The following is a 16262-nucleotide window of genomic DNA, read 5'->3' on the forward strand; positions in this document are numbered from 1 at the left end:
AGGTGTTGAATGAAAACTTATGTTGCCATTGACATTGGAGGAACCAGTATCAAGTATGGCCTGATAGATGAGACGGAGACCTTACTGGAAGGCCGTGAAATGCCAACGGAGGCGCATCTGGGTGGACCGGGAATCATGGCTAAAGTCAAAGAAATTGTTTCCGATTACAAGGCCAAGCATGATTTGGCTGGGATTTGTATTTCCTCAGCTGGTATGGTTGATCCTGACAAGGGTGAGATTTTTTACTCGGGCCCACAGATTCCAAACTACGCTGGAACAACTTTTAAAAAAGATCTGGAAGAGGCTTTTGGTATTCCCTGCGAGATAGAAAATGATGTTAATTGTGCAGGCCTGGCAGAGGTTAGGTCTGGCAGTGCTCAAGGGAGTCCTGTGGCAGTTTGCTTGACCATCGGCACAGGGATCGGGGGTTGTCTGGTCATCGAGGGTCAGGTCTTCCACGGCTTTAGCAATTCGGCCTGTGAAGTGGGCTACATGCAGCTTAAGGATGGTGCCTTTCAGGATTTAGCTTCAACGACAGCTCTCGTTCAGTATGTGGCTGACCAGCACGGGGAGTCTTTCGAGCAGTGGAATGGCCTGCGCGTCTTTACGGAGGCGACCGAGGGAAATAGCGACTGCATGGCAGGCATTGAACGGATGGTAGACTATCTGGCCCAAGGCATTGCTAATATCTGCTATGTGGCCAATCCTGAAAAGGTCGTGCTGGGCGGCGGTATTATGGCTCAGGAAGCGATTTTAAAACCTCTCTTGCAAGCTGCTCTTAACAAGTATTTGGTGTCAAGTTTAGCTGAGAAAACGACATTGACCTTTGCCCAACATCAGAATACGGCAGGCATGTTTGGAGCTTACTACCATTTCCACAATCAGCAAAAGCTTAGAAGAGGAGAAGTGTAAATGTTTGATACCATGTCTTTGGAGGCCATGCAGACCTATCGTGGCCGCCAAGAGGTGCCTGAAGATTTTGATCAGTTTTGGGAGAGGCAGCTTACCTCCCATAGAAACCTGCCAGAGTTTGAGTTGATTGAGCAGGACTTCAAGGTGCCCAATGCTCGGTTTTACGCTCTGACGTTTACAGCGGCTAATGGCTCGCGTATCTTTTCCAAGTGTGCTTTTCCAAAGTCTGATAAGCCAGTGCCTGTGCTCTTTTACTTCCATGGCTATCAAGGTCAGAGTCCTGATTGGACGGAAAATCTCAAGTTTGTCGCAGCAGGTTATGGTGTGGTATGCATGGATGTGCGTGGTCAGGCTGGTCGTTCGACGGATCAGGGGCAGTTTGATGGCATGACTGTCAAGGGGCAGGTTATCCGCGGCGCAGTAGAGGGTCCGGAACACCTCTTTTACAAGGATATTTATATGGACGTTTACCAACTGATTGAGATTGTGGCTGGTCTAGACTTTGTCAATAGCGATAAACTCTACAGCTATGGGGCCTCGCAAGGCGGAGCCTTGGCTTTGGTGGCAGCTGCTCTCAATACACGCATCAAGCGCGTGGTATCTATTTACCCGTTCTTGTCAGATTTCAAGCGTGTTATGGAGCTCAATGACGTCAACGAGCCTTACAATGAACTGTTTCGTTATTTCCGCTTCTCGGATCCTTTCCATGAGACGGAAGACGAATTTCTTCATACACTGGGCTACATTGATGTCAAAAATCTAGCTCATCGGATTCAGTGTCCCGTTCATATGGTGACAGGCTTGAATGACATTATCTGTCCACCATCAACCCAGTTTGCTATTTACAACCGTTTGACCTGCGATAAGGACATCAAACTTCTCCCAGACTACGGCCACGATGGACTTCATGTCAAGGTCAACGATTACGTCTTTGACAAACTCTTCGGGACGAGCGTTTTGGGAATGTCATAACAAGTGAAACCAGCCAAGTGCTGGTTTTGTTTTTTAATAAAAACAGCTATACAGTTGACATGTATAGTTTGATGATGTATAATTATTGTATAGTTTAACTATATATTTTGACGATATAATGGAGAAATAGATGAAGCGTAACAAGCACTTGCCCCTAACGGAGACGACTTACTATATTTTGCTGGCTTTGATGAAGCCGGCTCATGGCTATGTTGTCATGCAGATAGTGGAGGAACTGAGTGGTGGGGATGTCAGGATTGCGGCTGGTACCATGTACGGAGCCATTGAAAATCTGCTCAAGCTTAAGTGGATCAAAGCAGTTCCTAGTGAGGATAAGCGTCGTAAAGTTTATCAAACTACAGTTACAGGACGAGAGATGGTGGCATTAGAAACTGCTCGTATTCGACAGCTCAGCCGTTTGGCTCAAGATTTAGGATTTTAGGGAGAATACAATGAGAAAATACAACTTATTTGCTGATCCAAGTCAAGAAGAAGTCTGGATCAATGACGTTCAGTCTCAAGGTTATCAATTGGTCAAGGTTGTTCCGTGGTTGTTTTGTTATGATTTTGAACCGTCCAATAATCCCAAGAAAGTCAGAATTGATTATTGGGAGTTTTATACAACAAAGCGTTTAAAACAATATCAGGCCTTCTTTGATGATGCGGGTTGGGAGAGCGTGGCAGGAGGTTTATTTGGGGGACAGCAGTATTTCAAACAAAAAGCTGATACGAGTGATGAAGAAATCTTCTCAGATAAGGAATCACGTCTTGCTATGCAGAAAAGAATCCTTGATATGGCCCTGTCAGCAGCGTTTATTAGCTTCTTTTATGTCAGTATCATGCTTAGTTACAAAGGGGTTGGTTTGGCAGATTATTTTGTTCCTTCACGATGGTTTTTGACACAAGGCATTTGGCAGATGCCTAAGAATCTCTTGTGGAAAGCGGTTTTATTTGAGCTTCCGTTTGCTCTGTTAAGAATTTTACCGTTTTACTTTTTTGTGGGAAGTACTTTTTTCTATTTCTATCGATATATTAAATTATCTAAGATTATCAAAAACGAGACCTGAACGATTCAGGCCTCTTAATTTTTCGGTGGAAAGGTATAGTCGTTGAAGATGGCTTCTTTTTTCTCACGATTGATTTCGAGGAAAAAGGCGTAGAGGATATCGAGCAGAAAGAGCATGGGAAACTGTGGGGAGATTCGTTTACCGTAGTCCAGTTGGCGGACAGCAGCCAAGGGAACAGCCTCTGTAAACTCGTCATGGTAGTAGGCAGCCCGACTGCTAAAGAGAACGGTCTTAGCACCCTTGTCCTGAGCAGCTTTGAGACTGTTCATCACGGTTGCAGTTTGCCCAGATAGGCTAAAGCCAATAACCAAACAGTTGGGTTCTAGGATACTGATAGTCCAAGTAAAGCTGTCTTGCTCTGTCAGGGCTTCGCAGATAACCCCCAGCCGCATGAGTCGAAGTTTCATTTCTCTGGCGACAAGACCAGAGCTGCCTTGACCAAAGAAATACACCCGATCAGCATCTTCGATGAGTTGAGCAATGCGTTGCAATTGGTCTTCGTCAATCAGTTGGTGGCTCTGTCGGGTGATGTCTTCATAGTCCAAGAGAACACGCTTGGTCAGCGGGCTTTGCACCTGCTGAAAGGACTGTTCTACAGACTCTCGTGAATTGAGATACTCAAAGACAAAGGCCCGATAGCCTTGGAAACCACATTTTTTTGAAAAACGGGTCAGAGTAGCCTGCGAGACATGAAGTTCTTCTGCCACATGTTGGGAGGAGAGGTCGTCTGCGATCAAGGCTTGATCGATGAAATACTGGGCAATGCGAGCCTCAACCTCAGTCATAGCAAGCATATGTTTCTCAATTGTGGCAATAATGTTCGCCGATTTGGTCATAATCTTATCCTCGAAAACCCTTCTAGGGCTATTATATCATATTTTTATAAAAGCGCTAACAGGGATGATGGCACGGGAGCGAGTTCCCTATGTGAATGCGGAATCTAGCCTATGAAATAGGTATTATCGTGTTCTCCAACTCGAAAACAGACTCTATTTGTGGTAGAATAGAGGAGCGATTCATATGATGAAAACTTAAATCTAACAAGGTTACTTTTCTTCATGGTTGTTGATTTTCGACGAGTAGAAACACTTAGGAGTTGGCTATGTCAAATACCTTTAAATTGCTGATGGCTCAGATTAATTTACCGCTGGATTTGCAAGAATCGAGTGCGTTTTCGGGTGCTGAAATTACTTCTGTCCAGTTGCACAAGCTCAGTAAGCACTGGGAGTTTCACTTTACCTTTGACCAGCTTCTGCCGATCGCTAGCTACCAAGCCCTTAAGCATGGACTTGTGGCCACCTTTGAAGCATTGGGCAATCGTGTCAGCTTTGACATTAAGGTCAAGGATCTCCTCACAGCTTCTGATTTGGTGCAAGACTATTACCGTCAAGCTTTTTCGGAAGAATTATGCCAGAGTATCGGTTTTAAATCAGTCTTTCAGCATCTTGAGGTCGGTTTGACAGAGGGAACCCTGACGATCAAGGGGCCTGAAACCATTAGCAATCCCCATTTTCAGAAAAATCACCTGCCAAATCTAGAGCGTCAGATGGAGCGTTTTGGGTTTGGTGCAGTTCGTGTAGCTCTGGATGTCTGTGAGGAAATGACCCAGACCCAGCAGGCGGACTATGTGGCCAAGAATGACCAGATTGTCCAAGCGGCCAATGAAGAAGCGCTCAATGCTCTAGCTTCCTTGGACAAGCAAGCGCCTCAGGCCCAGCCAGAGACTAAACCAGCCTTCGACTTTGGAGAGGCAGCCAAGATCCGCAAGTCCAATGCCAAGTTGGACAAGGCTGATATCACGCCTATGGTGGATGTGACGACTGAGGAAAACCGTCTAGTCTTTGAGGGGCTGGTATTTGCGGTGGAAACCAAGGTTACTCGGACTGGTCGTTGCTTGATTAATTTTAAAATGACGGACTATACCTCGTCTTTTGCCTTGCAAAAATGGGCCAAGAACGAAGAAGAAGCTCAGAAGTTTGACATGATCAAAAAAGGCGCCTGGCTTCGCGTACGGGGCAATATCAGTCTCAACCCTTTTACGAACGATCTTAACATGAACGTCCAAGACATCATGGCAGTGACCAAGCCTGGCCGAAAGGACCTTATGCCTGACGGGGAGAAGCGAGTTGAGTTTCACGCTCATACCAATATGTCAACTATGGACGCTTTGCCAACGGTGGAGGATCTGGTTGATCGCGCAGCTGATTGGGGGCATACGGCTCTGGCCATCACAGATCACGGCAATGTTCAGTCCTTCCCACACGGCTATAAGCAAGCCAAGAAGCGTGGTATCAAGCTGATCTATGGTATGGAAGCTAATATCGTTGAGGACAGTGTTCCCATTGCTTACAACGAAGCTGATGTCACTCTGTCTGAAGCGACTTATGTGGTTTTTGACGTGGAGACGACAGGGCTTTCAGCGATCTACAATGACCTGATTCAGATTGCAGCATCCAAGATGTACAAGGGCAATGTCATCGCTGAGTTTGACGAATTTATCAACCCTGGCCATCCATTGTCCGCCTTTACGACGGATTTGACGGGAATTACTGATGAGCATGTCAAGAACGCTCGTCCGCTAGAAACTGTCCTCAAAGCCTTTCATGATTTTTGTGACGGAACGGTTCTGGTTGCCCACAATGCTAGCTTTGATGTGGGCTTCATGAATGTCAATTACCAGCGCCATGGCTTGCCCGAAATCAGTCAGCCAGTTATCGATACGCTGGAGCTGGCTCGTAATCTTTATCCAGAGTATAAGCGCCATGGTCTAGGGCCTTTGACCAAGCGTTTTGGCGTATCCTTGGAGCACCATCACATGGCCAACTACGATGCGGAAGCTACAGGGCGCTTACTCTTTATCTTCTTGCGCGAGGCGGCTGAAAAGCATCATCTGACCAACCTTAACCAGCTCAATACCCAGCTGATTGCGGCGGATTCTTACAAGAAAGCTCGGGTTAAGCACACAACCATTTATGTTCAAAATCAGGTTGGTCTCAAAAATATGTTCAAGTTGGTCAGTCTGTCCAACACTAAGTATTTTGAAGGAGTGCCACGGATTCCGCGGACGATTCTTGATGCTCACCGAGAAGGTTTGCTTTTAGGGACAGCCTGCTCAGATGGGGAACTGTTTGATGCGGTGATGTCTAAAGGGATTGACGAGGCGACCAAGGTGGCGCGTTACTATGACTTCATCGAGGTCATGCCACCAGCTATCTATGCGCCCTTGATTGCTCGTGAACAGGTTAAGGACGAGACCGAGATTCAGGAAATCATCAAGGCCATGATTGAAGTCGGCAAGCAGCTGGATATGCCTGTTCTTGCAACAGGAAATCTCCATTATCTGGATCCTGAGCAGGAAATTTATCGCGAGATTATTGTGCGCAGTCTCGGTCAGGGAGCGATGATTAACCGTAATATCGGTCACGGAGAAAATGCCCAACCAGCTCCTTTGCCCAAGGCGCATTTCCGCACGACTAATGAAATGTTGGACGAGTTTGCCTTCCTAGGCAAAGATTTGGCCTATGAGCTGGTCGTGACCAATACTCAGGCCATGGCTGAGCGTTTTGAAACTGTTCAGGTGGTCAAGAGTGACCTTTACACGCCATTTATTGAGCGTGCGGAGGAGCGGGTCGCTGAGATGACTTATGAAAAGGCCTTTGAACTTTATGGCAATCCTTTGCCAGACATTGTTGACCTACGGATTGAAAAAGAGCTGTCCTCGATCTTGGGGAATGGTTTTGCTGTGATCTATCTAGCGTCTCAGATGCTGGTGCATCGCTCCAACGAGCGAGGTTACTTGGTTGGATCACGGGGCTCTGTTGGTTCTAGTTTCGTGGCTACCATGATTGGGATTACCGAGGTCAATCCGTTGTCTCCTCATTATTATTGTCCTGATTGCCAGTATTCAGAGTTTATCACAGATGGGACCTATGGTTCAGGCTTTGACATGCCCAACAAGGACTGTCCGAAATGTGGAACGCGCCTGAAAAAAGATGGGCAGGACATTCCTTTTGAGACCTTCCTAGGCTTTGATGGGGACAAGGTTCCTGATATTGACTTGAACTTCTCAGGTGATGACCAACCCAGTGCTCACTTGGATGTCCGTGATATTTTTGGAGCTGACTACGCCTTTCGTGCTGGAACCGTTGGTACGGTAGCGGATAAGACAGCCTATGGTTTTGTTCGTGGTTATGAGCGAGACTATGGGAAATTCTACCGCGATGTGGAGGTGGAGCGCTTAGCGGCAGGTGCTGCTGGGGTCAAGCGGACAACTGGCCAGCACCCAGGCGGGATTGTCGTTATTCCAGACTATATGGATGTCTATGACTTCACGCCGATTCAGTACCCTGCTGATGATACTTCAGCAGAATGGCAAACGACTCACTTTAACTTCCACGATATTGACGAAAATATTCTCAAACTTGACGTTCTGGGGCATGATGATCCGACCATGGTTCGCAAACTCCAAGACCTCTCAGGGATTGATCCCAATACCATTCCAGCCGATGATCCTGGAGTGATGGCTCTTTTTTCAGGAACCGATATTCTTGGAGTGACTCCTGAGCAAATCGGAACTCCGACAGGCATGCTGGGGATTCCAGAATTTGGGACCAATTTCGTTCGGGGTATGGTTGAAGAGACTCATCCGACTACTTTTGCAGAACTCTTGCAATTATCAGGTTTGTCTCACGGTACCGATGTTTGGCTGGGAAATGCTCAGGATTTGATTCGCGCTGGCATTGCCGACCTATCAACAGTTATCGGCTGTCGGGACGACATTATGGTTTATCTCATGCACGCTGGTCTTGAACCGAAGATGGCCTTCAATATCATGGAGCGGGTGCGTAAAGGCATGTGGCTTAAGATTTCCGAAGAAGAGCGTAATGGCTACATTGATGCCATGCGAGCCAACAATGTACCTGACTGGTATATCGAATCTTGTGGAAAAATCAAGTACATGTTCCCTAAAGCCCATGCGGCGGCCTATGTGATGATGGCCCTGAGGGTGGCTTATTTCAAGGTGCACCATCCCATCTATTACTACTGTGCCTACTTCTCCATTCGTGCCAAAGCTTTTGATTTAGCGATCATGTCAGGAGGCCTTGCTCGCGTCAAGGCTAAACTTGCTGAGATTGCAGAGAAAAAGAAAAATAACATGGCGTCGAATGTAGAAAATGACCTTTACACCACCCTTGAAATTGTCAATGAAATGCTGGAGCGGGGCTTTAAATTCGGTAAACTTGACCTTTACAAGAGCGATGCGACCGAGTTTTTAATTGAAGGAGATACTTTAATTCCACCATTTTCTGCTATGGACGGTCTCGGAGACAACGTTGCCAGACAAATTGTTCAAGCGCGCAGCGAGGGAGAATTCCTCTCAAAAACGGAACTCCGCAAACGTGGTGGTGTGTCTTCAACCCTAGTTGAAAAGATGGATGATATGGGAATTCTGGGCAACATGCCTGAAGATAACCAGCTCAGTCTCTTTGACGATCTGTTTTAAGAACTAAATATTATAAGTAAGTTAGGAAAAAGAATGAAGCAACAAAGCGTATTAATGTATCTTTTAAAATTACTGGGAATTATTATTCTAGCAACCTTGGTCTGGGTACTTATCTTCTCATTTACTATAACACCAGAAGAAAGTGACATAGCTATAGAGCCTTTCCAAGGAGCATCCTTTGTATTTGGCGTGTTGACAGCGATCATTCTATCTTTCTCGCTTCACTACAACAAAACGCGTCACTTGGAGCAGAGAGTCGATGCCTTCAAGAGCAATATTGAGATTGTCGAAGAGCGAAATAAAAAGCTGCTGAATCAAGCAAATCGCCTTGTTGAAAAACATCAGAATAAAGAAAAAGAAGCCATTGTTGATGTGATGCAAGCCCAGAGCACGACTAGTCGTAAAGAAGCTACTCACCCTCTGAAAGGTAAACAAATTGAAACATCACAAGAGTTTGGTCAGTTTTTGAAAAGCATGCCACAATTACGGATGAATGAAAATATCGAAAAATTACTGAACGCTATCTTTGATACCGAAAATCAATTAGCACAGAGTAGGGTAGACTACAATACAACGGTTGAAACCTATAATTCAGCCATCCACCAGCTACCGATTAGCTTATTTGCAAAGTTGCTAAAACTGAAAGATAAACCTTATTATCAGCTATCGCAGTCTGCTGAGGAATTTACAGATGAGATGTTAGGCCTATGATAATCGAAGTTTGCGCAGGTTCACTAAGCGATTGCGTGGCAGCTCAGGCTGCAGGTGCGGATCGTATTGAGCTCAACCAAGCCCTACACTTGGGCGGTTTGACCCCGAGTTTAGCAACACTTAAGCTGGCTAAAGCTCAGGTGGATTTACCCATTATCTGCATGGTTCGCCCTCGTGGGGCAGGCTTTTGCTACTCAAAGACTGAAAAAGAAGTTATGCGCCTAGAGGCCAAGTTTTTGCTTGAAGCAGGTGCGGACGGCCTCGCCCTTGGCGCTCTGACCTCCGATGGTCAGCTGGATCAACCCTTTGTGTCTGAGATGATTGCCCTGGCCCATAGCTACGGCGCTGACTTCGTCTTTCACCGCGCCTTTGATGTGGCTTCGGATGTTTGGGAAATAGCAGAGCAGCTGATCGCACTTAGCTGTGACAGGATTTTGACCTCAGGTCAGGCAGCGACAGCCCCAGAAGGCTGGGAAATTTTAGCTCAGCTTCAGACCAAATATGGTCAGCAAATGGATTTCTGTATGGGAGCTGGAATCAATGAGACCAATGTGCGCGATCTGGTTGAGAAAACAGGCATTCGCCAAGTCCATGCTAGCTTTAAGACTTGGCAAATAGACCCGACCAGTTCAGGCCACACCGTGGATTACAGCTATGGACAGCCAAATGCCTATGATAGTGTTTCTGAGGAAAAAATCCTAGCCTTGAAAAAGACCCTGTCGGCAGGACAAGATGAGGAGTAGTGAGATGCTTGCTAACTAGACGCACCTCGTGTGATAGGGTGATTTCCTGCTCAGCTATTTTCCAAAGCAATCATGGAAATGCTGTGAAAACTTGACCTTATGCGTCTTTGACGGTTGACAAATTCTTGAAAAACGGAGATAATATAAGAAAAGAAAACGTTTTTGATGGAGGTGCCTATGCAGATTACCAAACGCAGTGGACAGGTTGTGGACTTTGATCCCGATAAGATTTACCAAGCCATTTTAAAGGCAGCTCAGACTGTTTATGTCCTTGATGAAAAGTTGCGCCATGACTTAGCTGAAGTGACTAAGAAAGTAGTGTTGGACTTGAGCGAGGCACAGGCAGAACGCCCAACCATCAGCATGGTCCAGTCTCAGGTAGAGTATCGACTGCTAGACGCAGGTTTCTTTAAAATTGCTCAGCACTACATTGAATACCGCCTCCAGCGTGATCTGGAACGCATCGGGTTTGATGACCAATATGCTGTACATTTACGTTTCGACCAGTTGCGGTAGATGATTTTAGAGGGGATTTTGCACGGCAGAATGACCGTTATTACAGTGGACATTTGTATCAGAGTGCCCTATCTCATATTCTAAAATTACACGAGACAGCGGCCATTTTTACTAATAAGCAGCTCATTGTGTGTGATGGTCAAGGTTTAGGTAAGAAGATTGAGATTTACTCATTACCCTATTCATCCATCAACAGGTGGTCCACAGAAAATGCTGGAACCTTGGATTTCAATGCTGAAGTGGAACTTTGGACGAGATCTGGTCACCTTAAAATCAAACTGATCTCTTTTGAAATAAACAAAAAAGAAGTGAGGTAGAAGTCGTGATTTCAATGAAATCGACTAGCCTCACTCTTTTATTTCTAAGTTCGGACTAAAATAAGCCACTGGATTGATTATTTGGCTCTCACCCCCGAAAGGTTGGGAGTAGGATTTGTTGGCTATGCCAACTCAGTCTTACCCTTGCGTCAAACTGTTCAAACTATCAAAAAGAAACGAGGCTGGGCATTTTTTGCTCAGCCTCGTTCGTTTGTCTTAATGTCTCTTACTCGATAAGCAGCATGCCTTCCTTAACAGCAAAGGGATTGTCTTGGTTAATGCGGTCGTAGAACATGATCCCATTGATATGGTCGATTTCGTGCTGAACAACGATAGCGTTGTAGCTTTTGAGTTTGAGGCGCTGCTTATCACCATTTTTATCAATGTACTCTACCGTTACGCGACTATTGCGCACAACGTAACCTTCGACCTCACGATCGACAGATAGGCAGCCTTCGCCATTTGCTAGTGCAGCCTCTTGAATGGAGTGGGCAACGATTTTAGGGTTGTACATGATGGCTTCAAGAGAATAAGCTTGCGCTGGTGGATTGCCTTCTTCATCTTCTGGGTTCGGTACCAAGCAAGCAATGATGCGCTTTGAGATGTCCAGCTGTGGAGCAGCGATACCGACACCACCGCGTAAGCCCAATTTTTCAGCCATGACAGGATCCTGAGAATGCTTGAGGAACTGCATCATCTTTTCGCCTAGGATAATATCCTGATCAGTCAGCGGAAGTTCCACCTCCTCAGCCACTTGGCGCAAGGTTGGATTTCCTTCGCGGATAATGTCATCCATATCAATCAGATGGCTCGCGCGCGTTAGTTTTTCAATAACAGTCATAGTTTCTCCAGTCTTGTAAAAATTCTTAACTTTATTATATCACAAAAAAAAGGGTTGAAAAGTTTAGAACTTGTCTTCACACCTATCAAACACATGAAAAAATCAATCATCGAAAAGAGATTGAAAATACATGTCTGTTAGTATTTTTTAACTTCATACTTTCGCTAGAAAATCAGCATAAATGACTGGAAAGAGGAAATTTTCTTGAGAGGAAGTGGGAAAGAACTCGAGCAATCAAAAAAGAGTTCGTTTTCCCACCCCTGCAAAGTTACGGTGGTAACACTGGTTCAAACCGAAAGGACCCTCGTCTTGCCCTTTCCAACAGTAAACGTTAATCGCAGTAGCTGATTGGCTTCTCATTCACCTCCTTCGTAGGTTCTAAAAGTTGATTATCCATGTATTAGAGCCTAATCAGCAGTGGTTCATTGGCGCTAAAGCACCTAATGACCTGTGCAGGGGTAAGACTAAGTTGGCATGGCTAACAAGTCTTACTCCCAACCACTGCGCTGAGATGTTTACGCAAACGATGAGAGGTGAGATTGGCCTTTTTATACGTAATCTTCAACGGTTACATGCTTTGAGGGTGAGGGCAAAGCCATCATGGTTGTCTTGCCCAGCCTCTTCGCTGTTTCAAAATATGCTCATCCATTTTAGAAAAAGCAGGGCAATTTTTCTTCATGCCTTTGTTCCATCAGTAGGTCGTGTTTTTAAGACTTTTATGAAAGAGGCCTGTGCAAAGATGACTTCAATCACTGACCAACGGTCTAAGCAATAGAGATTTTTGGGGTTCCTTTGTGTTTTACGGTGAATTCCTGTATAATCTAAAGCATTAGAAAAACAAATGTTAGGAAAACCATGCAACGTCTACTCGAAAAAATTAGTATTCTCTCCCTGTCGCTCATGTTGGTCTCAACCTTTGCCGTCTCACCAGCTATTCCGGCTATGATTAGCCATTTTGGACACACTGGTTACCAGCCTCAACAGGTTGAATTCCTCATCACAGTAACTTCCTTTGCGATTATGGCTAGCCTCTTCCTCAATCCACTTTATATGCGCGTTTTGACGGAACGGCAGATTATTAGCCTAGGTCTCATTTTAGTCGCGATTGGTGGCGGTTTGCCTTTATTGACTCAGCTTTATCCTGTGATTTTTGCAGGTCGGATTCTACTAGGTATTGGCCTTGGCATGATTAACGCGCGCGCCATCAATATCGTCAGCACCCACTATGTTGGCAAGGAGCGCCTACAAATGATGGGCTGGCGGGGGTCTATGGAAGTGCTTGGCTCAGCCAGCTTGACTGCCTTGGTTGGTGGTTTGCTGGCCTTTGGCTGGCATAAAGTCTTTGCTATCTACCCTTTAGCTCTCATTATTTTGGTGCTTTATCTACTCTATGTACCTCAGGATTCGCCGTCAAAAGTAGCGGAAGCGTCGCTACCCAAAGGTAATCTTTCTGCTGAGCAATGGCGTCAGGCACTAGGATTAGCCTTTATCGCCTTTTTTGTCATTAATGTCAACTCCGCTCTGACACTAAAAATCCCTACGATTGTGCAAGTGTCTGGTCTAGGAACAGCCCAGCAGGCTAGCTTGATCCTCAGCGCTATGATGTTAATGGGGATTTTAGCAGGTATCGCCTTTGGTAGTTTGATTGGACAGTTAAAAGATCGATTGCTGGGACTATCTGTCCTGATTTTTTCGACCTGTATCTTACTGACGAGCCTGTCTACCAGCCTTGTCTTGTTATCTCTTAGTGCAGTGATTTCAGGCTTCTTCTACAGTATTATCCTGACTGTCGTCTTCAACAAGGCCTCTGAAAAGACGCCCAAGCACCTATTAAATACAGTCATGACAGTTGTTCTGGTAGGTTGCAATTTGGGTGGTGCGACATCGTCTTTGGTTCCGCCCATCTTGGAAAAACTCAACCAGCATTCAAGCGGAGCTTTTGGTATTTATGCTATTCTAGGCATCCTATTAGGAGGTGTTTTGCTGCTAAAGTCAAAGGAGAGAAGAGGATAAAAATAATTTTGCTTAATGGATTTTATAGCAAAAAGAGGACCTTTACGAGACCTCTGAAAAAACGTTTAGAGATAAACTGTTGAAACCAGAAGCGGACGAATGCCATCTTTGTTAATGTTTGCTTTTGGAGTAACTAGCATTCATGCTTTTCAATTTACCAATTTTGCAACAGGAAAATAAGCGTATCCTCGTTTGCTGAAGCAGATACAGTGATGGTCTGACCAACTAAGAGGGAGCTGTTTTTAGACGTAATCTTTAGCGATGATATGCTTTACAGATGAGGAAGAAATGCTCTTTTATTTCCCTACTTCAAATAGCTGAGCCCAGCTTCTATCATCTCAATTGCTAAGGACCGATAATCCCCAATCAAATTGTAAATGGAATCCTCGCTAAGAATAGCATGATTTGCTTCGGCTGGGAAGTTTGGGAGATTCGAAGCATCGTAGTCCGCCATCCAGTCCTGATCATAATAGTCCAATAAGGTATTGTAGCTATTCTTGCTAGCCTTCAAGAGATGAAGTTGTGCTTTCATTTCATCTAACTGCGCAAGACTGACATTGTAATGCTCACCCATTTCCTTAATACGTTTCCATTGTTCCATCAAATCACCTGCTTTCTGATCTTTATTTTATTGTAAGGGAAAGATGAGGAGAGGTCAAGAAGAATTCAGAGCAGAAGCATTTGACAAAAAAGGCAAATATTGCTAGAATACTAGGTGTCGTCTTGAGCGGCAGAACTTTTTCTTGGTTATAGGCTGCCAACCTATCACTCGGATAAAGTAGTAAACAAAAAGGAGAACAAACTCATGGCAATCTCAAAAGAGAAAAAAAATGAAATCATTGCACAATATGCACGTCACGAAGGTGACACAGGTTCAGTAGAGGTTCAAGTTGCTGTCCTTACTTGGGAGATCAACCACCTTAACGACCATATTAAACAACACAAAAAAGACCACGCTACTTACCGCGGTTTGATGAAGAAAATCGGTCGCCGTCGTAACCTCTTGGCATACTTGCGTAAGACAGACGTTAACCGTTACCGTGAACTGATTAACTCACTCGGACTTCGTCGTTAATGTTAATAAAGATAAAAAGCTTTGCGAGTTGGCAAGGCTTTTTATACTCTTTACCTTTAGGGAAGTTACGAAGCCAAAATTCAAGTCCAACTTAGCCAGCGTGTAACATTTCTCTGAGAGCTTTGTAATCCAATACTTTCTTAGGATAGTTATTTATCCAATTTTCAATGAATGCGACCTGTTTTTGGGTCGCATTCTTGCTTCCCTTGGGCAGCCAACGTCGAATCAGTCTGTTATGATTCTCATTGGTTCCTCTCTCCCAAGAAGCATAAGGGTGGGCATAGTAAATGTGCTCAGGATCAAAAACATCAGATAACCGACCGAACTCCGTCCCGTTGTCAGCCGTGATAGAGTGGATCTGATACTCTCGTAGAATGGTTCTCAAGGCTTGATTGACGGAAGAGGCAGACTTATCAGGAATTAGCCGAATGATTTGATAACGGCTTTTTCTGTCGGTTAGGGTCAGTAAACACTCGTTTTTAGCTCGTGTTTGAATAAGCGTGTCAATCTCAAAATCCCCTACCTTCTCACGCTTATTGATACTCTCTGGCCGCTCCTCAATAGACTTTCCAGTTAGCTTAAGGTTAGGACTAGATTGTTTCTTCTTAGCTTTCGCTTTTCCAGGATAAAGCAGTGCCTCTTTCCCAATTCCTAGATGACCCTGTGATGAATCCAGTAATAGATAGTGGCTTTTACCTTACCAGACTTGATCATCATTTCAGGCGGGTATTTCTGCTTAATATAGTGAACAATCTTTTCCTTAAATTCCTTAGTTAGGGAGGGCTGTTTAATGGAGCGCTTTCGGCTTTCTTCATAGGTCATCTGTGCTCTGTCGGCTGAATAGGCCTTTTTGAATCTTCTTTAGCACTTTTTCCTAGACTAACTTTCTCTAATCTCCTGGGATCTCACGATTGGACTGTCCTTCTTGACGCCAACGTTCAATCTTTCTACGGTCAGCTAGTGTTAACTGTTTTCCTTTTTGGTGTATAATAGTTTTGCATCTCAGAGTCTTTCTAATTGTTGTTTTGGTCGATTACATTGATATCTCTCTGCGACGTTTGTTTCAGGTGTCTAACTTCATTTTAGGCCTTTCAGATTTAACCAATTGGAAAAAAATAAAAAAAGATAAGCAAAAAGTGTTGACAAGAAAAAAAGTAGGTGATATACTAAGATAGTTGTCTCGAGAGCGGGACGCATAAGACCATTGAGAACTAAATAAGACGAACCAAACGTGCAGGGTGGATTTAAGCAATTAAATCCGTCAAAAAAACAATAAACGGAAAAGCCAGAGAGCTTGGCCGGACAAACAAATTTAAATGAGAGTTTGATCCTGGCTCAGGACGAACGCTGGCGGCGTGCCTAATACATGCAAGTGGAACGCTTCCTTCTTACCGAGTGTTTGCACTCACCAAGAAGGAAGAGTCGCGAACGGGTGAGTAACGCGTAGGTAACCTGCCTGGTAGCGGGGGATAACTATTGGAAACGATAGCTAATACCGCATAAGAGGGTCTAACACATGTTAGGAGCTTAAAAGAAGCAACTGCTTCACTACCAGATGGACCTGCGTTGTATTAGCTAGTTGGTAGGGTAAC

General features: G+C 44.8%; 14 protein-coding genes, 1 rRNA gene and 1 pseudogene. 12 read left to right on the forward strand and 4 right to left on the reverse strand.

Features of this window, described 5'->3' with window-relative positions; all coding sequences use genetic code 11:
• Positions 1–9 precede the first annotated feature (9 nt).
• The 4 genes from A3I5_RS0104065 (at position 10) to A3I5_RS0104080 (ending at position 2951) form a co-directional block, all read left to right on the forward strand.
• On the forward strand, positions 10–912 hold the full coding sequence (locus A3I5_RS0104065) for an ROK family protein (RefSeq protein ID WP_018373348.1): 903 nt from the start codon (positions 10–12) through the stop codon (positions 910–912).
• Positions 913–1884: an alpha/beta fold hydrolase gene (locus tag A3I5_RS0104070; RefSeq protein WP_018373349.1), complete on the forward strand. Its 972-nt coding sequence runs from the start codon at positions 913–915 to the stop codon at positions 1882–1884.
• Between the two features lie 130 nt (positions 1885–2014).
• Positions 2015–2326, forward strand: coding sequence for a PadR family transcriptional regulator (locus A3I5_RS0104075; RefSeq protein WP_018373350.1), 312 nt, complete (start codon positions 2015–2017; stop codon positions 2324–2326).
• Between the two features lie 10 nt (positions 2327–2336).
• Positions 2337–2951 carry a DUF2812 domain-containing protein gene (locus tag A3I5_RS0104080; protein ID WP_018373351.1) on the forward strand — a complete coding sequence of 205 codons (615 nt, stop codon included), beginning with the start codon at positions 2337–2339 and terminating at the stop codon, positions 2949–2951.
• Positions 2952–2965: 14 nt separating this feature from the next.
• Here A3I5_RS0104080 and A3I5_RS0104085 read toward each other — a convergent pair whose 3' ends face one another.
• Positions 2966–3787, reverse strand: coding sequence for a MurR/RpiR family transcriptional regulator (locus A3I5_RS0104085; RefSeq protein WP_018373352.1), 822 nt, complete (start codon positions 3785–3787; stop codon positions 2966–2968).
• Positions 3788–4053: 266 nt separating this feature from the next.
• On the opposite strand from A3I5_RS0104085, the gene A3I5_RS0104090 reads away from it, so the two are divergent.
• From A3I5_RS0104090 to A3I5_RS11595, 5 genes are all read left to right on the forward strand, one after another.
• Entirely contained in the window at positions 4054–8454 is a 4401-nt protein-coding gene (locus A3I5_RS0104090) for a PolC-type DNA polymerase III (protein ID WP_018373353.1), read from the forward strand.
• A 33-nt stretch (positions 8455–8487) separates the two neighbouring features.
• Complete coding sequence (locus A3I5_RS0104095) at positions 8488–9165, forward strand: LemA family protein (RefSeq protein WP_018373354.1); 678 nt, start codon at positions 8488–8490, stop codon at positions 9163–9165.
• Complete coding sequence (locus A3I5_RS0104100; protein ID WP_018373355.1) at positions 9162–9908, forward strand: copper homeostasis protein CutC; 747 nt, start codon at positions 9162–9164, stop codon at positions 9906–9908. The genes A3I5_RS0104095 and A3I5_RS0104100 overlap by 4 nt, the downstream gene beginning before the upstream one ends.
• A gap of 177 nt (positions 9909–10085) precedes the next feature.
• Complete coding sequence (locus tag A3I5_RS0104105) at positions 10086–10424, forward strand: ATP cone domain-containing protein (protein ID WP_018373356.1); 339 nt, start codon at positions 10086–10088, stop codon at positions 10422–10424.
• Positions 10425–10552: 128 nt separating this feature from the next.
• Positions 10553–10741: a PH domain-containing protein gene (locus A3I5_RS11595; protein ID WP_408640761.1), complete on the forward strand. Its 189-nt coding sequence runs from the start codon at positions 10553–10555 to the stop codon at positions 10739–10741.
• 226 nt (positions 10742–10967) lie between these two features.
• On the opposite strand, the gene def is transcribed toward A3I5_RS11595, so the two are convergent.
• On the reverse strand, positions 10968–11582 hold the full coding sequence (gene def / locus A3I5_RS0104115; protein ID WP_018373358.1) for a peptide deformylase: 615 nt from the start codon (positions 11580–11582) through the stop codon (positions 10968–10970).
• Positions 11583–12437: 855 nt separating this feature from the next.
• Here def and A3I5_RS0104130 point away from each other — a divergent pair.
• Positions 12438–13595 carry an MFS transporter gene (locus A3I5_RS0104130; protein WP_018373361.1) on the forward strand — a complete coding sequence of 386 codons (1158 nt, stop codon included), beginning with the start codon at positions 12438–12440 and terminating at the stop codon, positions 13593–13595.
• Between the two features lie 304 nt (positions 13596–13899).
• Here A3I5_RS0104130 and A3I5_RS0104135 read toward each other — a convergent pair whose 3' ends face one another.
• A complete protein-coding gene (locus A3I5_RS0104135) occupies positions 13900–14196 on the reverse strand; it encodes a DUF4298 domain-containing protein (RefSeq protein WP_018373362.1) in 297 nt (98 codons plus the stop codon).
• 204 nt (positions 14197–14400) lie between these two features.
• Here A3I5_RS0104135 and rpsO point away from each other — a divergent pair, with 204 nt between their 5' ends.
• Positions 14401–14670: a 30S ribosomal protein S15 gene (gene rpsO / locus A3I5_RS0104140; RefSeq protein WP_018373363.1), complete on the forward strand. Its 270-nt coding sequence runs from the start codon at positions 14401–14403 to the stop codon at positions 14668–14670.
• 91 nt (positions 14671–14761) lie between these two features.
• Here rpsO and A3I5_RS11600 read toward each other — a convergent pair.
• Positions 14762–15671: pseudogene (locus A3I5_RS11600) on the reverse strand (IS30 family transposase).
• Positions 15672–15982: 311 nt separating this feature from the next.
• Between A3I5_RS11600 and A3I5_RS0104150 the strand changes: the two are divergent.
• Positions 15983–16262 (forward strand): 16S ribosomal RNA (locus A3I5_RS0104150); the annotation flags it as partial.

The organism is Streptococcus merionis DSM 19192 (assembly GCF_000380085.1).
GTDB lineage: Bacteria > Bacillota > Bacilli > Lactobacillales > Streptococcaceae > Streptococcus > Streptococcus merionis.